The sequence below is a fragment of the Leifsonia sp. NPDC014704 genome (assembly GCF_043083605.1).
In the GTDB taxonomy this organism is placed as follows: Bacteria; Actinomycetota; Actinomycetes; order Actinomycetales; family Microbacteriaceae; genus Leifsonia.
In genome coordinates this window covers 872,155-890,018 of the sequence record NZ_JBIBYW010000001.1, presented here as the reverse complement: position 1 = coordinate 890,018, position 17,864 = coordinate 872,155, and the positions used below count along the sequence as shown (strand labels likewise).

Here is a 17,864-nt window from a genome sequence, read left to right as displayed (position 1 = left end):
GGGATGCTGCAGGCGCTGTTCTTCATCGTCGCGTTCCTGCTCGTGGCCTTCGGCGGTCTGATGGCCGCCGTCGACTCGGCCCTCGCCGTGCAGTCGCGCGCCGACATCGCCGACCTCGCCGAGACCTCGCGTGCGAAGAAGTCGCTGCGGGCGATCGCGGAGGACCCGGGCGCGTACTTCAACGCCATCAGCTTCACCCGCATCATCGCCGAGACGACGGCCGCGGTGCTAGTGACGCTCGCCTTCGAGCAGATCTTCGAGCAGTGGTGGGTGTCCCTCATCCTCGCCGCGCTCATCATGACCGCCGTGTCGTTCGTGCTCGTCGGGGTGAGCCCGCGCAGCGTCGGCCGGGCCAACTCGACGCTGCTGCTCCGCCTCACCGCGCCGATCGTGCGCTTCGTGCGTGTCGTGCTCGGCCCCATCCCGGGCGGGCTGGTCGCCCTCGGCAACCGCGTGACGCCGTCGCGCGCCCGTTCGGCGCCGGTGACGAGCGAGGAGCAGCTGCTGTCGATCGTCGACGAGGCGACCGAGTTCGACGTGCTCGAAGAGGACGACCGCGAGCTCATCCACTCGATCTTCGAGTTCAACGCGACCGTGGTGCGCGAGGTGATGATCCCGCGCACGGACATGGTCACCGTCGACTCCACCGCCGGCCTCGGCACGGCGATGGGGCTGTTCTTCAGCACCGGCGTCTCGCGCATGCCCGTCATCGACGGCGGCGACCCGGACGAGGTGGTGGGCATTCTCTACCTGAGGGATGCGGCGAAGCTGAGCTTCGAACGCCCACTCGGTGCCGACGAACTGACGGTTCGCGACCTGGCCCGGCCCGCCCTCTTCGTGCCCGAGTCGCAGAAGGCCGATGCTCTGCTCGCCCAGATGCAGCGCGAGTCGAACCACTTGGCGATGGTCGTGGACGAGTACGGCGGCATCGCCGGGCTGGTCACCCTCGAAGACCTCATCGAGGAGCTCGTGGGCGACATCTCCGATGAGTACGACCACGAGGTCGCGCTGATCCAGGCGATCGGGGAGGGCCGCTACCGCATCGCGACCCGGCTCCCGATCGACGACCTGGCCGAACTGTTCGACACCGAGATCGAGGAGGAGGACGTCGACAGTGTCGGCGGTCTCGTCACGAAGGCGCTCGGGCGTCTGCCCGAGGTCGGCTCGGCGGTCACGGTGCACGGGCTGCGGTTCACGGTCGACCGCATCGAAGGCCGGCACAAGCACGTCGCGACGGTCATCGTGGAGCGGGATGCCGCCCTCCTTCCGGAGGCGGACGGCGAACCCACCGGCGCCCGCGACTCCCGCGACGACGACCGACGCGCGGCGCGGCACGACCGGCACGGCGACACACGACACGGCGACAACCGCCACGGTGACGTCGGCGATTCCCGCCGCGACACCAGACACACCCAGGAGAGCAGATCGTGACCGAGTACCACGCCGGATTCGTCTCGTTCGTCGGCCGCCCCAATGTGGGCAAGTCGACGCTGACCAATGCCCTCGTCGGCGAGAAGGTCGCCATCACCAGCTCGAAGCCGCAGACCACCCGGCGCGCGATCCGCGGGATCGTCCACCAGAAGGACGGCCAGCTCATCCTGGTCGACACCCCGGGCATCCACCGGCCGCGCACCCTGCTCGGAGAGCGGCTCAACACGCTCGTGCAATCCACCCTCGGCGATGTCGACGTCATCGGCTTCTGCGTTCCCGCGGACGAGAAGATCGGCCCGGGCGACCGGTTCATCAACGAGCAGCTGGACGAGTACCCGCGCGCCAAGAAGGTCGCGATCGTCACCAAGGTGGACGCGGCGGGCAAGACGCAGGTGGCCGAGCAACTGCTCGCGGTGTCCGCGCTCCGCGAGTGGGAGGCGATCATCCCGGTGTCGGCGGTGAGCCGCATCCAGCTCGACACCCTGACCTCGGAGCTCATGAAGCTGCTGCCGGAGTCGTCGGCGCCGCTCTACCCGGACGAGGCCATCACCGATGAGGGACTCGAGGACCGCATCTCCGAATACATCCGCGAGGCCGTCCTGGAGGGCGTCGAGGACGAGCTGCCGCACTCGCTGGCGGTGACGATCGACGACATCATCGAGCGCGACGACAAGGACCTCGTCGAGGTCTACGCCAACCTCTTCGTCGAGCGTGACAGCCAGAAGGCGATCGTGATCGGCAAGGGCGGCAGCCGCATCCGCGACGTGGGCGCTGCGGCCCGCGTGCCGATCGAGAAGCTGCTCGGGCGCCACGTGTTCCTGTCGATCCGGGTGAAGGTCGCGAAGGACTGGCAGCGTGACCCGAAGCAGCTGGGGCGGCTCGGGTTCTAGGCGGAGGAGGCCGTACATCCCGAGGATGATTCCGGCCGCTGGATGCGCTGCCGCGCCCACCCGGACCGTACGGTAGAAGCATGCCCGACCGCCGCAGACTGCTGAGCGCGCTCGCTCCGCACCGCTGGGTGCTGGAGCCTGCGCTGGCCGTCGTGCTGTTCGCGGCGTGGCTGGTGACCGGTCTGCCGTACGACCTGGCGGCAGGCCTCGGACTCGTGTTCTACTGCGCCGCGGTCGCGCTGTCGCGCATCCTCCCCGGCGTCGCGCTGGGGCTCGTGTGGGTCGCCGTCCTGCTGGAGCTGACCGAGCAGGAGTCACTGGATAGCGCCTTCCGGGTGATCTCGGCGGTCGCGGTCGTCGCGTCGCTGGTCGGTGTCGCCGCGCACGGCGGGCGGGTGCTCCGCTGGCTGGACTTCTCGTCGGCGATCCTGCTCGCCCCGGCCGTCGCCTACCTGTTCACGGTGCGCGGCGACCTGAAGTTCCCGCAGTTCGGTCCGGTGATCGGTGGGTATTACACCAGCCAGGGCATCGGTTTCCTGCTGATGAGCCTGCTGCTGGCGGTCATCTTCGTCGCCGCTTGGCTGCTCGGCTTCCTGGTCGCGAGGCAGCGCGCGGCCAATGTGACCGTCTCGGGCTCGCGCGGCCCGTCCGTCCTCGTCTGGCTGGCGTCCAACGGCGGGATCGAGTCCGGCGAGGACGACCCGTCGCGTCCGGAACTCGTCCGGCGGCTGACCCGGACGCAGTTGACCACCGACGTCGCCGGCGCCATCGCGCTGGCCGTGTTCTCCCTGCTCATCGCCGGAGCCGACCGGTCGGCGTTCCTGGTGACGATCGTGTTCGCTGTCGCGGTTGCCCTGCGCCGGATGTCGCCCGCCGTCGCCCTCTCGCTCGCGTGGCTGGCGGCGGTGCTGCAGATGACCACCGGGCACAGCATCCTGGTCAGCAATCTCGCCGTGCTCATCGTGCTGTACGCCACCGCGGCCTACGGCGACCGGATCGTCCGTGCCGCCGGTCTCATCTCGGCCGGGATCGGCGCGCTGGTCGCCGCCCTGTACCTGACGGTGACGGCGGCGGTCGCGCAGGGCTACTACGACCTCCTGTCGAGCGCGATCGCGAGCGTCGCGCTGCAGTTCGCGTTCCTGTTCGTCGTGAGCGTCACGGTTCTCGGCCTGTCGTGGGTGCTCGGCCTGCTCATGCGCACCTGGCGCAACGCACGCGTCGCCCGCCGGGCCCGGGCGGAGGCGGAGCTCGACCGCAATCGGGCGGTCGAGGACGTCGTGGTCGAGCAGGAGCGCACGCGCATCGCCCGGGACATGCACGACGTTGTCGCCCACTCGCTCGCGGTCGTGATCGCCCAGGCGGACGGAGCGCGATACGCCCGGCGCACCGACCCCGACGCGGTGGATGAGGCGCTCGCGACGATCGCATCCACCGCCCGGTCGGCGCTCGGCGACGTGCGCGTGCTGCTCGCCGAGCTGCGGCAGTCGCATCCCGCCGACTCCGCGCGCGAACCGGGTGCGCACGACGGACCGCAGCCGTCGCTGGCCGACCTCGATCAGACGGTCGAGCACATCCGCTCGGCCGGCCTGGCGGTCGAACTGGAACGGCAGGGGAGCGTCGCGGCTCTCGGCTCGGCGCAGCAGCTCGCCGCCTTCCGCATCGTGCAGGAGGCTCTGACCAACGCACTGCGCCACGGCGACACGAGCCGCCCCGCGAGCGTGGTGCTCGCGGAGGCGCCGGCCGAACGCGGACCAGGAATCGTCATCACCGTGAGGAACACCATGAGAGACACGACCCTCGAACCGACCACGACCGGCTCCGTGCCCCGCATCGGCCACGGGCTGCCCGGGATGCGCGAGCGCGCGTCCCTCGCCGGCGGGTATCTCACGGCAGGGCCGATGAGCGGGGAGTTCGTGGTCACGGCCTTCCTCCCGGGGGCGGTCGCGTGAGCGGCGCGACGGTCGAAGCGGCGCCCATCCGGGTGCTGCTCGTCGACGACCAGCCGCTGTTCCGCGCGGGCGTGCGGATGCTGCTCAGCTCACAGGACGACCTCGAGTTCGCGGGGGAGGCCGGCAACGGGCAGGAGGGTGTGCGCCTGGCGGCGGAGACGCGTCCGGACGTCGTGCTGATGGACATCCGGATGCCCGTGATGGACGGCATCGCTGCCACGAGCGCGATCATCGCCGACGCCGAGCGCGCGGGACGCACCGCGCCACGGATCGTGGTGCTGACGACGTTCGACCTGGATGAGGCGGCCGCTCGCGCGATCCGCGGCGGAGCGAGCGGGTTCGTGCTGAAGGATGCGGAGCCCGAGTTCCTGCTCGCCGCGATCCGGACAGTGCACGCCGGGAGCGCGGTCATCGCGGCCGGGGCGACGCGTGAGCTGTTCGAGTACTTCTCGTCCGCGCAGCCGGTGCGGCCGGAGCCGCCGGAGTTCGCCTCCCTCACCTCCCGGGAGCGGGAGATCTTCGTCCTCGCCGCCCGTGGACTGAGCAACGCGGAGATCGCCGGGTCGGAGTTCCTCAGCGAGGCGACCGTGAAGACGCACATCTCGCGCATCCTGGCCAAGCTGGGGCTGCGCGACCGCGTGCAGATGGTGGTCTACGCCTTCGAGCACGGCCTGACGGCCGCCGAGTAGCCGCCGGCTTCCGTCGGTAAAAAGGCCGCAAATCTCCGACGGGCCGCGGTGGGGACGGAGTTACGGGCGGGTTCCGCTCCGATCTCCGACGGAACTCTGGTCGGAGATGCGCGGGCTTCCGTCGGTAAGAGGGTCGCAAGTCTCCGACGGGCCGCGGTGGGGACGGAGTTTCGGGCGGGTTCCGCCCGTATCTCCGACGGAAGCCCTCGGTCGGGGATGGGCTGGCTTCCGTCGGTAGAAGTGCCGCAGATCTCCGACCGGCGGCGGTGCGGACGGAGTTTCGGGCGGGTTCCGTCCAGATCTCCGACGGAAGCCTCGGTCGGGGATGGGCGGGCTTCCGTCGGTAAGAAGGCCGGGAATGTCCGACGGGCCGAGGTGGGGATGGAGTTCTGGGCCGGTTCCGCTCCGATCTCCGACGGAGGCCTCGGTCGGAGATAGGCGCGCTTCCGTCGGTGAAAGGGCCGCGATTCTCCGACAGGCCGCGGTTGAGATGGAGTTTCGGGGCGGGCTGGCCGATCTCCGACGGGAGTGAATGGCCGCGGCGGCGGCGACACGCCGGCCGGTGCCATCCCGCGTCATCCTCAGGGAGGACACGGGATCGCCCCACCGCCCGATTCGGCCGCAGGGGCCGCCTCCCTAGCGTTGAGGGCATGGAGCTGACTCTCACAGAAACGGTGGCGCGCGTCGAAGCGGCCACGAAGACCTACGGCACCGGCGCGGGCCGGGTGAACGCGCTCGACGGTGTCACCCTGGGCATCCCGGCAGGCCGGTTCACGGCCGTCATGGGCCCGAGCGGATCGGGCAAGTCGACCCTGATGCACGTCATGGCGGGGCTCGACTCGGTGACCGGCGGTCGCGTGTTCCTCGGCGACACCGAGATCACCGCGATGGGGGATGGGGAGCTCACGCTGCTGCGCCGCCGCCGCATCGGCTTCGTGTTCCAGTCGTTCAACCTGGTGCCGACGCTCGACGTGCGCGGCAACATCCTGCTCCCGTTCGAGCTGGACGGCCGCCGGCCGACCCGCGAGCAGAACGAGTGGATCGACCACCTCGTCGACACGCTCGGCCTCGGTGGCCGCCTGACCCACCGCCCCCACGAGCTCTCCGGCGGCCAGCAACAGCGTGCCGCGATCGTGCGCGCGCTCGCTACCCGCCCCGACCTCGTCTTCGCGGACGAGCCGACCGGCAACCTCGACTCCCGCACCGGCCGCGAGGTTCTCGGAGTGCTGCAGGACGCGGCGCGCACGTTCGGCCAGAGCATCGCCATGGTGACCCACGACCCGGTGGCGGCGAGCTACGCCGACCACATCGTCTTCCTCGCCGACGGGCGGGTCGCCGCCGAGCGGCCGCAGTCGTCGGCCGAGGAGATCTCGTCCTTCATGCTCGGGATGGAGGCGCGCGCGTGAGCCGCCCCTTCTCCGCCTTCCGCGCGAACGCGCGCGACCACCGTGCGGGCATCCTCGTCGCGGCCCTCAGCTCGGCTTTCGGCGTCGCCCTGGTCGGAGGAGTGGACGTGATGGCCGCGTTCATCGGCGGATCGTCGATGGGGGAGCGCGCCAGCGTCCAGCTCGCTCTCGCCATCGTGGCCGGCATCTTCTTCGTCGTCGCCGTCTACGTCGGTGCGATCGTCACGACCAACACCTTCGCCACCGTCATTGCGGGCCGCACCCGCACGATCGCGCTGCTGCGGCTGATCGGCTCCAGCGCGCGGACGCAGCGTCGTTCCGTCTCCGGCGAGGGTCTCGCGGTCGGTCTGATCGGGGCCGCGGTCGGGGGAGCCGCTGCTGCGGCGCTCTCGCTCCTCGCCGTCCGGCTCCTCATGATGGCGGGTGTCCTCCCGGAGGCGCAGTATCCCGTCTTGAGCCTGCTGATGGTCCCGCCGGCGGTCATCGTCGTCCTCACCACGTGGCTCGCCTCGTGGGTGGGCAGCCGACGCGTGCTCACCGTGACGCCGGTGCAGGCGCTGGGCGCTGCACAGGAGCGCCCAGCCGCCGCGGTGCGCAGCCGCGGCCGGCTGGCGGTGTCGCTCGTCCTGATCCTGTCGGGCGCGGCGCTGCTGGTCTTAGGGCTCCTCCTCGGCACCGGCGTGTTCGTACGGGTCAGTGCGACTCTCGCCCAACTGTCGTCCTACGGCGTGCTGGTCGCGCTCCCGGGCGGAATCCTCTCGTTCACCGGGATCGTGCTGGCCGCGCCGTTCTTCCTCCCCTCTGTGCTGCGGGCGGTCGGCCTGCTGTTCGGCCGGGGAGCCGCGGGCCGTCTGGCTGCGGCCAACGCCGTGCGCAACCCGGAGCGCAGCTCCCGCACCGCGATCGGCCTGGTCATCGGCGTCACGCTGATCACGATGTTCGTGGTGGCGGCATCCACCTGGCAGGCGCTGATCCGGGATGCCGAGGCACGCGAGCCGGGGATGTACGAAGGCAGCGACGGCATCATCGGGGTCACGATGGCGGTGTTCACGGTGCTCGTCGGGTTCTCGGCGATGATCGCGGCGTGCGGTGTCGTCAACACGCTGTCGCTCAGCGTGCTGCAGCGGAGCCGCGAGCTCGGACTCCTGCGCGCGCTCGGCTTCACGGCCGGGCAGGTGCGGAGGATGGTCCTCGCCGAGAGCGCTCAGCTGACCGTCGCCTCTGTGCTGACTGGGCTCGCGCTGGGGACGCTCTACGGCTGGATCGGCGCGCAGTCGCTGCTCGGGATGATCCCCGGCGGAGGCGTCCTCGCCCCCGTCCTTCCCTGGCCGTTCCTGGCCGCGATCGTCCTGGGCGCCGCCCTTCTCGCCGTCGTCGCCGCCCTCGCGCCGACCCGCAGGGCCACGCGTGTCTCGCCTGTCGCGGCCCTCGCGGTCGAATGACGCCGCCTGGATGTTGGCTGAACTCTCACGGAGCTTCAGCTATCGATGAACTGAGGCCGGAATAATGAGGCGTCCGCCCCGTCCCGTCCACCGGGCCGCCCGCGAGAGGATCCATCCCTGAACTGGCTGAACACGCTGAGGATCGACAAGCCGCCGTTCCTCATCACGCTGGATGTCGTGGCCGCGATCCTCGTGCTCTACCTGCTCGTGCGTCCCACCTGGCGGCGGACCTTCACCGGCCTGATCGCCGCCATCGCCGGCGGTCTGGTCGGCTGGTTCGTGGTGTGGCTGGTCACCGACGTCTTCGACGTGTTCGGTGTCGCCCTGACCCCTGTGACCACCCTCTGGACGGCCCTCGGCTTCGGCGGGGTGAGTCTCGCGGTGGCGAACCTGTTCCGCTCCCGCTGGTGGCGGAAGGTCGTGGCGATCGTGAGCATCCCGGTGTCCCTGGCGGCGGCGTTCTGCGGCATCAACGCCGACTTCGGCGCCTACCGCAACCTGAACGACGTGCTCGGCGTGGTGCCCTACGGGGCGCTCCAGCTGCACTCCGAGCGCGGCGAGGTCGTGGCCGGCACCGACTGGAAGGCGACGACGACGCCGGTTGCGGCGGGGGAACTCCCGGCGAAGGGCGAGGTCGGCACCGTCCGCATCCCGGCCACCGAGTCCCGGTTCCCGGCGCGTGAGGCCGTCGTCTACCTTTCGCCGGTCGCCTTGACCGCGAACCCTCCTGCGCTTCCCGTGATGTACGCCCTGTCGGGTCAGCCGGGCGCGCCGGCCGACATGTTCACCGCCGGGGGAGTCGCCACGGCGATGGATGCGTTCGCCGCTCAGCACGACGGCTACGCTCCGATCGTGGTCGCCGCCGACCAGCTGGGCGGCCCCGGACGCAACCCGATGTGCGTCGACTCGCGCGATTACGGCAACTCGGCGACGTATCTTCTGACGGATGTGCGGAATTGGGTGCGTTCTCACCTGCGAGTGAGCAGTGACCCGGCAGGATGGAGCGTGTTCGGCTATTCGCAGGGGGCGACCTGCGCTGTGCAGTTCGCGAGCGGGCGGCCGGACCTGTTCGGCTCCGCGCTCGCGTCGTCGAGCGAACTCGGGCCGACGTTGGGGGATGAGGAGCTGACCATCAGCACGGGATTCGGCGGGTCGAAGCAGGCGTACGAGAAGGCGCAGCCGGCCGCGATGATGAAGGCGAACGCGCCGTACCGCGACTCGGTGATGGTGTTCGGGGCCGGCGCCGACGACGCGAAGTACTCCGGTTTCGCCCGCACGCTGTACGAAGACGCCGGGCGTGCCGGCATCCACGCCGAGCTGCTCAGCTCGCCCGGCACCGCGCACGACTGGAAGACCGTGCGCTACGTGCTCGCGCACGGCTTCCCGACGATCGCGCGGCAGCTGGGGCTCGGGTCGTGAAACCGGCCGCTCTCGCGCAGCGGACCGGGCGGTTCATCGCGAGCCATCCGTTCACGACGGGGGTGACGCTGCTCATCCTGCTGCTCGCGCTCATCACCGGGCCGATCCGGGGGCCGCACCGTCCCCTCCGCGGGTGGCTGGGCGCGGGTGCCGTCCAACTCCTGGACGGGCACTGGTGGTCGCCGTTCACGGCCGTGCTCTTCACCGACGATCTGCTCGAGCTGATCGTCGTGCTGGTCCTGACCGTCGTGCTGGTGGGCGCCTCGGAGCGCCTGATGGGCACCTGGCGCACGGCGCTGGCGTTCTTCGGCACGGCCGTCGTGGGCATTGTGGTGGGTGCAGTCATCCAGGTGGCGGCGAACGACATCGGCGAGCTCTGGGCGCGCAATGTCCACGGGCTGCTCGTGCTCGACGCGTTCACGGCCATCGGCGGCACGATCATGACGGCGAGCGCTTTCGCCGGAACGCTCTGGCGCCGCCGCATCCGCGTGATCACGCTGCTCGTCGCGATCATGTACCTGCTGTACTCCGGCCTCCCGTCCGACTTCTACCGGCTGCTCGCCGTGCTGACCGGACTGGCACTCGGTCCGCTGCTGCGGCAAGCGAAGGTGTCGGGCGGATGGCTGCGCAGCTCGCATCACGAGGTCCGGGTGCTGCTCGCCTCGGCGCTGACCATCACCGCTGTCGGCCCGGTCATCGGACTCCTCGGCTCGACGCGGTACGGCCTCCTCTCTCCGGTCGGCCTGCTGTTCAGCAATGAGGCGCCGAGCGCGACCTCGGTCATCCAGCGCTGCCAGGCGTTCGCCGTGACGCGCGACTGCTTCCGCGAGCTGACGCTGGAGCGGATCAACGGCCTCGGCCCCGTGCTCCTCTCGGTGCTCCCGCTGCTCCTGCTCCTGGTCGCGGCATACGGGCTCCTGCGCGGGCGACGGTTCGCGGTGTGGCTGGCTGTGGCCGTGAACGGGCTGCTGGCGCTGCTCTCGGCGCTGTACTACGGCATCCTTCCAATCGCATCCACCCGCCCGTCGGTCTCTCCGCGGTACTGGGAGGTGACGTTCATCCTCGCGCTGTCGACGCTCGTGCCGCTCGCGATGGCCATCCTGCTCGTCGTCTTCCGGCGCCATTTCACCGTGCTGCCGTCCGGGACGGCGGTGCGGAGGTACGTCTATCTGGTGCTCGGGACCGGGGTCGGGCTCGTGGCGGTCTACGTGCTCGTCGGCTGGTTGCAGCGCGACACCGGCTTCACTCGCCCCATCGACGTCGGCGATCTGTTCGCGGATGTGCTCGAGCGGTTCGTGCCGGTCAGCTTCCTGCGGCGTGAGCCCCTGCAGTATCTGCCGACGACGCCGCTGGCGACGATCGTCTACCACAACATCGGAACGGTGTTCTGGATCGTCGCGATCATCGGGGCGATCCCGCCGATGCTGGGCCGCGGACTGCGGCGCCGCGTGAACACGGAGGATGCGCACGTGCGCGAGCTGCTGTACCGCGGCGGCGGCGACGCGATCTCCTTCATGGCGACCTGGCCCGGGAACTCCTACTGGTTCGACCCGATCGGCGGCGGCGCGATCGCGTACCGCGTGGAGGGACGGGTCGCGTTGACCACCGGCGGGCCGTTCGGTGCGCTCGGTCCGCACGACGGTGCCATCCAGGGGTTCGCCCGGTTCTGCGACGACAACGGCTGGATCCCCGTGTTCTACAGCGTGGAGGCGCGGTACACGTCGCTGTTTGAGCGTCTCGGCTGGTCGACCATGACCGTCGCGGAGGAGACCGTCATCCGCCCGCAGCTGTGGGCGACGACGGGCAAGAAGTGGCAGGACGTCCGCTCGTCGATCAACCGGGCGCAGCGCGCCGGCATCCGCTCGGAGTGGACGACGTATGCCGCCCTCCCGCTCACCTCGGCGGTCCAGCTCTCCGACATCTCGGAGCAGTGGGTCGCCGAGAAGGACCTCCCGGAGATGGGCTTCACCCTCGGCGGCCTCGACGAACTCCGCGACCCCGAGGTGCGCCTGATGCTGGCGGTGGACGAGGACGACCGGATCGAGGCCGTGACCGGCTGGCTGCCGACCTACCGCGCCGGAATCGTCGTCGGCTGGACGCTCGACTTCATGCGCCGGCGCCCCGACAGCATCAACGGCGTCATGGAGTTCCTCATCGCCGAGGCCGCGACCCGGATGAAGGACGACGGCATCGAGTTCATGTCGCTCTCCGCCGCGCCGCTCGCCCACACGGCGGCGGCCCAGGAGGGCGGCAAGGACACCATGGACCGCTTGCTCGGCTATCTCAGCTCATCGCTTGAGCCGGTGTACGGATTCCGCTCGCTGCTCAAGTTCAAGCAGAAGTTCCAGCCGGAGCTGCACCCGCTGATCATGGCCTACCCGGACCCCGTCGCCCTGCCCGCGATCGGCATCGCGCTGGTCCGCGCGTACCTGCCGGGTCTGTCCATGCGGCAGGCGGCGACGTTCGTGCGGGGGCGCGGCTGACGCCGAGGTGGTACTCTCAGTGCTGTGTACGGTCTGCTCCTCCTTAGCTGCCGCGACGAGTCCTAGTTCTGGGCCTCACTCGTCGCGGAGTTCGTCGTCGGCTCTCCACACCACACGAGCAGAGGATTCCTGAAGACCATGAAGAACACACAGGCGCCGAGCGCCATGCCGATCCACCGTTACCGGCCGTTCCACGAGCAGATCCGCGTCGACCTGCCGGACCGCACGTGGCCGTCCAAGCACATCACCCAGGCGCCCCGCTGGTGCGCCGTCGATCTGCGTGACGGCAACCAGGCGCTCATCGACCCGATGAGCCCCGAGCGCAAGCGCATCATGTTCGACCTGCTGGTGCGTCTCGGTTACAAGGAGATCGAGGTCGGCTTCCCGTCGGCGAGCCAGACCGACTTCGACTTCGTGCGCAGCCTGATCGAAGAGGGCGCCATCCCGGACGACGTCACCATCCAGGTGCTGACCCAGTCGCGCGAGCACCTGATCAAGCGGACGTACGAGTCCCTGGTCGGCGCCAAGCAGGCGATCGTGCACCTCTACAACTCGACCAGCATCCTGCAGCGGGATGTCGTGTTCCGCACCGACCAGCAGGGCATCGTCGACATCGCGCTGAACGGCGCGCGGCTGTGCCGGAAGTTCGAGGAGCTGGTTCCCGGGACCACGATCTACTACGAGTACTCGCCCGAGAGCTACACCGGCACCGAGCTGGAGTTCGCGGCCGACATCTGCAACCAGGTGCTCGAGGTGTTCGAGCCGACTCCGGAGCGGAAGGTCATCATCAACCTGCCGGCGACGGTGGAGATGGCGACGCCCAACGTGTACGCCGACTCCATCGAGTGGATGTCGCGGCACCTGAACCACCGCGAGAACGTCATCCTGTCGCTGCACCCGCACAACGACCGCGGAACTGCTGTCGCGGCGGCCGAGCTCGGCTACATGGCCGGGGCCGACCGCATCGAGGGCTGCCTGTTCGGCAACGGCGAGCGCACCGGCAACGTCGACCTGGTCACGCTGGGCGTCAACCTGTTCACGCAGGGCATCGACCCGCAGATCGACTTCAGCGACATCGACCAGATCAAGCGCACCGTCGAGCACTGCAACCAGCTGCCCGTCGGCGAGCGGAGCCCGTGGGGCGGCGACCTGGTGTTCACCGCGTTCAGCGGCTCGCACCAGGACGCCATCAAGAAGGGCTTCGAGGCCATGGAGGCCGAGGCCGAGCGCAGCGGTGTCCCGGTCGACGACCTGGTCTGGGCGGTGCCGTACCTGCCCGTCGACCCGAAGGACCTGGGCCGCAGCTACGAGGCGGTCATCCGCGTCAACTCGCAGTCGGGCAAGGGCGGCGTCGCCTACCTGCTGAAGACCGACCACTCGCTCGACCTGCCGCGCAAGCTGCAGATCGAGTTCTCCGGGGTCGTGCAGGCGAAGACGGACGCCGAGGGCGGCGAGGTCACCAGCGACCAGATCTGGGCCGTCTTCCAGGACGAGTACCTGCCGGCCCCCGCCTCCGACCCGGACGCCAAGTGGGGCCGCTTCGAGCTGGGGAGCACCACGACGTCCAACGAGACCGGGGAGCACGTCGTGCTCACGGTGACGCTGCGCGACGGGGACACCGTTTCGAAGGCCACGGGCGAGGGCAACGGTCCGATCGCGGCGTTCTTCGACATCCTGCACCAGCACGGGGTGGACGCCCACCTGTACGACTACTCGCAGCACACGCTGTCGGCGAGCGAGTCGGCTCTCGCCGCCGCGTACGTCGAGGTGGATGTGGACGGCCAGCGCCGCTGGGGCGTCGGCATCGACGCGGACACCACGACCGCGTCGTTCAAGGCGGTCCTGTCGGCGGTGAACCGGGCCGTGCGCTCGGCTGCCGGTCAGTCGGCGCAGGAGCTCGTCTCGGCCTGACCCACGCCCGCCCCGAGCCCCCAAGCCGGCAGCTCCTGAGTTTTTCGGCCTTTTCCGGCCGAATCGCCGGAAAAACTCAGGAGCTGTCGGCGCGGGGTTACTCGGGCTTGTCGATGCGGTAGCGCGGGATCGCACCGGTGTCGGTGCGCTCGGCGGTGCGGGCGGCGCTCGGCGCGCGTGTGAAGCGCGGCCACCGCGGACGAGGGATGCGGCCCAGCTCCCGCTGCTCCGGCAAGCTCCACCCGAAGCGCACGGCGAGAAGCCGGATGACGAGGGTCACCACGACGCAGACGACGGCCGCGACTGTCAACGGCACGCCGAAGTCGAGCATGACGACGAGGACGATCGTGCCAGCGCCGGCCGCGACCGCGTACAGCGAGCCGACATGCATGAGCGCGATCGGCAGGTTCAGCAGCACGTCCCGCAGGATCGATCCGCCGACCGCGGCGACCACCCCGACGAACACCGCGGGAACCTCCGGCAGCCCGAGCGCGAGCGCCTTGCTGGCCCCGATCGCGCCGAACAGCCCGATCGTCAGGGCGTCGAGGAAGGTGATGACCGGGTCGAGACGGCGGAACAGCCGGATCAGCAGCATCCCGAGCAGTGCGGCGACGACGGTGATCGGCAGGTACCAGTTCGACTGCAGCGCGACCGGGGTGACATTGAGCAGGAGGTCGCGGAGGAGTCCGCCGCCGACGCCCGTGGCGACGCCGATGATCGCGACGCCGAGCAGGTCGAGCCGCCGGTCCCGGAATCCCGACGCGAACATGGCGCCCTGAAGGCTGCCGACGCCGACCGCGATGAGGTCGCCCCACAACGGGATCGACAGGGCGCCGATGTCGACGGGGGTCGTGCTCACACCCCATGTGTATCACGGCGCGCCCCGCCGCATCCCGCATCCGCCGCACTGTCAGCTGGGCGCGCGATACTGGAGTGTGCCTGTCTACCGTGATGAAGCCGTCGTGCTCCGAACCCACAAGCTGGGCGAGGCCGACCGCATCGTCACGATGCTGAGCAGGCAGCACGGCAAGATCCGCGCGGTCGCCAAGGGTGTGCGGCGGACGGCCTCCCGATTCGGGTCGCGGCTCGAGCCGTTCATGGTTGCCGACGTCCAGCTCTACGAGGGCCGCAGCCTCGACGTGATCACGCAGGCCGAGACCCTTGGTGCGTACGGTGCGCTCATCGCCGACGACTACGCCAGCTACACCGCCGCCAACGCGATGGTCGAGACGGCCGACCGGCTGACCGATGCCGAGCCGTCCATCCAGCAGTACCTCCTGCTCGTCGGCGCGTTGCGCTCCCTGTCGCGGCGGGAGCACGGCGCCGGCCTCACCCTCGACTCGTACCTGCTGCGTGCGCTGTCGCTGGCGGGATGGGCGCCGAGCTTCCAGGACTGCTCGCGCTGCGGCGCACCCGGGCCGCACACGTCCGTCGTCGTGCAGCTCGGCGGTGTCGTGTGCGCTGACTGCGCCCCGCAGGGCGCCCCCAAGGTCGACGCCGACACGATCGCCCTGCTCGGGGCGCTGCTGTCCGGCGACTGGGAGGCCGCCGAGGCCGCGCCAGACGGTACGCGGAACCGCGCTAACGGCGTGGTGGCGGCGTATACCCAGTGGCATCTCGAGCGCGGGTTGCGCTCGCTCCAGCACGTTCAGCACGACCAGAAGGCGAGTGGATGAGTCCGAAGCCCTACACGCACAAGGATGCGGTCGAGTACCGCCCGCTCGACTGGACCGGCGTGTATCCGCCCGCGTTCCCGGCGGGAAGCGTCCCGTCGCACGTGGCGATCGTCATGGACGGCAACGGCCGGTGGGCGAACCGCCGGGGACTGACCCGCATCGAGGGGCATCGGGCGGGGGAGGCCGCGCTTCTTGACGTGGTGGCGGGCGCCATCCAGGCCGGGGTCAAGCACCTCAGCGTCTATGCGTTCTCGACCGAGAACTGGAAGCGGTCTCCCGACGAGGTGCGCTTCCTCATGGGGTTCAACCGGGACGTCCTGCACCGGCGCCGCGACCAGCTCAACGAGTGGGGTGTGCGGGTGCGCTGGGCGGGCCGGAAGCCGCGCCTGTGGTCGTCGGTCATCAAGGAGCTGCAGTACGCCGAGCAGCTTACGGCTGGGAACGACGTGCTGACGCTGACGATGTGCGTCAACTACGGCGGACGGACCGAGATCGCCGACGCCGTGCGGTCGATCGCCGACGACGTCGCTGCGGGACGGCTGCGTCCGTCCGCGGTGAGCGAGAAGACCATCCAGCGTCACCTCTACCTGCCGGACATGCCGGACGTCGACCTGTTCGTGCGGAGCTCGGGGGAGCAGCGCACCAGCAACTTCCTGCTCTGGCAGAGCGCGTACGCCGAGATGGTGTTCCTCGACACGCTGTGGCCGGACTTCAGCCGCACCGACCTGTGGGATGCGGTGGAGCTGTACCTGCGCCGCAACCGCCGGTTCGGCGGTGCGGTCGACGCGCCGACCGCCGAGGCGGCATCGACCTCGGAATAGACCGCGGCGCGCCTCGCGTTGTCCCTGATGTGAGCGAACCCATCAAGATCGACATCTGGTCCGACATCGCGTGCCCGTGGTGCTACATCGGGAAGCGCAAGTTCGAGGCGGGCAGCGGTCTGTTCGCCGGGGCGGGCGACGGGCGCGGGGTCGAGGTCGAGTATCACTCCTTCGAGCTGTCCCCGGACACCCCCGTCGACTTCGACGGCAGCGAGGTCGACTTCCTCGCCGGACACAAGGGCCTCCCGGCCGAGCAGGTGCAGCAGATGCTGGAGCGCGTGACGGGAATCGCCTCGTCTGTCGGGCTCGACTACGACTTCGACCACCTCAAGCACACCAACACCGTCAAGGCGCACGAGCTCCTGCACTTCGCGAAGGCGAGCGGCAAGCAGCTGGAGCTGGCGGAGCGCCTGTTCCGCGCCTACTTCATCGAGGGCCGTCATGTCGGCCGGGTCGAGGATCTCGCCGACCTGGCCGCAGAGGTCGGGCTGGACCGGGATGCGGCGCTCCAGGCGCTCGAATCGGAGCAGTACCTCCAGGACGTGCGCGCCGACCAGGCGACCGCCGGAGAGTACGGCATCAACGGCGTCCCGTTCTTCGTCATCGACGGCAAGTACGGCGTCTCGGGTGCGCAGGACGCGCAGACCTTCGCCCAGGTGCTGGAGCAGGTCTGGTCGGAGCGCGCGGCGGTGACCGCGTGAGCGGCGTGGAGCCGGCCGCGTCCGCGTCCGCCGCCGCGCCCGCGCCGTCCGCGCCGCCCCTCCCGCTCATCCCGCTGGGCGGAACGGCTGCCGTCTGCGACGGCGACACCTGCACCTTCTAGCGAACGAGTTGACGCAGCACGCCGTCGCGCTCCGTTACGCGGCGGCGTGTTGCGTCAACTCAACGCCAGTGCCAGACGGACACGGCGAACGGCCTCGTGGGCGTTGTTGACCATGTGTGTGCGGTTGAGGCGGACGATCTCCCAGCCCATGGTCCGGATGCGCCACAAGCGATCGACGTCGATGTAGTACTGGCGCGTGTCCGTTCTGTGTTGATCACCGTCGTACTCGACCACGACTTTCGCCGCTGGATAGGCCAGGTCGCCATGTGCGATCACATCGCCATCGGGACCGACGATCCGATAGTTCACCGCCGGTTCCGGGAGTCCGGCGCGCACCAGAGCGAGGCGAAGCACTGACTCCATTGGGGAGTCGGTGCGGGCCCGGACGCGGGCCATTGCGCACCGAAGGGCACGCACACCGGGCCGTCGCGGACTGGACGCGACGGCGGCGGCCAGTTGCTCCACTGTCGCGATTGGCTCCTTGCGACGAATGAGGGCGTCCCCGCAGACGACCAGGTCATCCTCAGCGAACATGGTGGCGAGCTGACACCAGGCCTCGACCGCGGACACGACCGGTAGTCCGTGGAGTGTCGTGGTCGCGTCGTCGGCGATCCTCGTCTGATGGCCGTGGATTCCACGGTGCCGCGGTGCCCGTCCCGGCGCCCGAGTGGAGACATGGAGCGCCTCGTCGGGATCCGCCTCCCGTCCGACGGGAAGCCCGTGGAGGCGTGCGGCGGTGATGTGACTGAACAGCATCCCCTCAGCCATCGCAGGGTGGAATGCCCGGCAACGTTCGACGAGATCATTCGCGGGACCGGTGGCCCGGACGCCGTGGTGGGGGCGCGTCAGATCCCCGCGTCGCAGCCGAGAGCGTGAGACACCGTGCAGCAGCGCCTCGCTCGTCGTGAAGTGGGGTCCCATCCT

General features: G+C 69.9%; 15 protein-coding genes. 13 read left to right on the top strand and 2 right to left on the bottom strand.

Annotation, left to right across the window (positions count from 1 at the left end):
- Positions 1 to 3: 3 nt before the first annotated feature.
- The 9 genes from ACF1AJ_RS04390 to leuA all read left to right on the top strand — a co-directional run bounded on the left by ACF1AJ_RS04390 (position 4) and on the right by leuA (position 13,620).
- Positions 4 to 1,431 (top strand): hemolysin family protein, encoded by a 1,428-nt coding sequence (locus ACF1AJ_RS04390; RefSeq protein WP_391506268.1) that lies wholly within the window; start codon positions 4 to 6, stop codon positions 1,429 to 1,431.
- Positions 1,428 to 2,321: a GTPase Era gene (gene era, locus ACF1AJ_RS04385; protein WP_391506267.1), complete on the top strand. Its 894-nt coding sequence runs from the start codon at positions 1,428 to 1,430 to the stop codon at positions 2,319 to 2,321. Before ACF1AJ_RS04390 ends, era begins: the two co-directional genes overlap by 4 nt.
- An 80-nt stretch (positions 2,322 to 2,401) precedes the next feature.
- Entirely contained in the window at positions 2,402 to 4,270 is a 1,869-nt protein-coding gene (locus tag ACF1AJ_RS04380) for a sensor histidine kinase (protein WP_391506266.1), read from the top strand.
- The gene (locus tag ACF1AJ_RS04375) at positions 4,267 to 4,959 is read left to right on the top strand and encodes a response regulator transcription factor (protein ID WP_018190918.1); all 693 of its coding nucleotides are present in this window, start codon (positions 4,267 to 4,269) and stop codon (positions 4,957 to 4,959) included. The genes ACF1AJ_RS04380 and ACF1AJ_RS04375 overlap by 4 nt, the downstream gene beginning before the upstream one ends.
- Positions 4,960 to 5,609: 650 nt before the next feature.
- Complete coding sequence (locus ACF1AJ_RS04370; RefSeq protein ID WP_391506265.1) at positions 5,610 to 6,365, top strand: ABC transporter ATP-binding protein; 756 nt, start codon at positions 5,610 to 5,612, stop codon at positions 6,363 to 6,365.
- Positions 6,362 to 7,807 (top strand): FtsX-like permease family protein, encoded by a 1,446-nt coding sequence (locus ACF1AJ_RS04365; RefSeq protein ID WP_391506264.1) that lies wholly within the window; start codon positions 6,362 to 6,364, stop codon positions 7,805 to 7,807. The genes ACF1AJ_RS04370 and ACF1AJ_RS04365 overlap by 4 nt, the downstream gene beginning before the upstream one ends.
- 177 nt (positions 7,808 to 7,984) lie before the next feature.
- Positions 7,985 to 9,226 carry an alpha/beta hydrolase gene (locus ACF1AJ_RS04360; RefSeq protein ID WP_391506263.1) on the top strand — a complete coding sequence of 414 codons (1,242 nt, stop codon included), beginning with the start codon at positions 7,985 to 7,987 and terminating at the stop codon, positions 9,224 to 9,226.
- Entirely contained in the window at positions 9,223 to 11,709 is a 2,487-nt protein-coding gene (locus tag ACF1AJ_RS04355) for a bifunctional lysylphosphatidylglycerol flippase/synthetase MprF (protein ID WP_391506262.1), read from the top strand. The genes ACF1AJ_RS04360 and ACF1AJ_RS04355 overlap by 4 nt, the downstream gene beginning before the upstream one ends.
- Before the next feature lie 138 nt (positions 11,710 to 11,847).
- Positions 11,848 to 13,620, top strand: coding sequence for a 2-isopropylmalate synthase (gene leuA, locus ACF1AJ_RS04350; protein WP_391506261.1), 1,773 nt, complete (start codon positions 11,848 to 11,850; stop codon positions 13,618 to 13,620).
- Between the two features lie 97 nt (positions 13,621 to 13,717).
- On the opposite strand, the gene ACF1AJ_RS04345 is transcribed toward leuA, so the two are convergent.
- Positions 13,718 to 14,479 (bottom strand): trimeric intracellular cation channel family protein, encoded by a 762-nt coding sequence (locus ACF1AJ_RS04345; protein ID WP_018190924.1) that lies wholly within the window; start codon positions 14,477 to 14,479, stop codon positions 13,718 to 13,720.
- 76 nt (positions 14,480 to 14,555) lie between these two features.
- Here ACF1AJ_RS04345 and recO point away from each other — a divergent pair, with 76 nt between their 5' ends.
- From recO to ACF1AJ_RS04325, 4 genes are read left to right on the top strand one after another with little or no spacing between them, the layout of a single operon-like run.
- Positions 14,556 to 15,296, top strand: a complete 741-nt coding sequence (gene recO / locus ACF1AJ_RS04340) for a DNA repair protein RecO (RefSeq protein ID WP_309859376.1) — start codon at positions 14,556 to 14,558, stop codon at positions 15,294 to 15,296.
- The gene (locus ACF1AJ_RS04335; RefSeq protein WP_309859379.1) at positions 15,293 to 16,117 is read left to right on the top strand and encodes an isoprenyl transferase; all 825 of its coding nucleotides are present in this window, start codon (positions 15,293 to 15,295) and stop codon (positions 16,115 to 16,117) included. Before recO ends, ACF1AJ_RS04335 begins: the two co-directional genes overlap by 4 nt.
- 29 nt (positions 16,118 to 16,146) lie before the next feature.
- A complete protein-coding gene (locus tag ACF1AJ_RS04330; RefSeq protein ID WP_391506260.1) occupies positions 16,147 to 16,818 on the top strand; it encodes a DsbA family protein in 672 nt (223 codons plus the stop codon).
- Positions 16,815 to 16,940, top strand: a complete 126-nt coding sequence (locus tag ACF1AJ_RS04325) for a hypothetical protein (RefSeq protein WP_391506259.1) — start codon at positions 16,815 to 16,817, stop codon at positions 16,938 to 16,940. Before ACF1AJ_RS04330 ends, ACF1AJ_RS04325 begins: the two co-directional genes overlap by 4 nt.
- Positions 16,941 to 16,994: 54 nt before the next feature.
- On the opposite strand, the gene ACF1AJ_RS04320 is transcribed toward ACF1AJ_RS04325, so the two are convergent.
- A complete protein-coding gene (locus ACF1AJ_RS04320; RefSeq protein ID WP_391506258.1) occupies positions 16,995 to 17,696 on the bottom strand; it encodes a DUF559 domain-containing protein in 702 nt (233 codons plus the stop codon).
- Positions 17,697 to 17,864 lie beyond the last annotated feature (168 nt).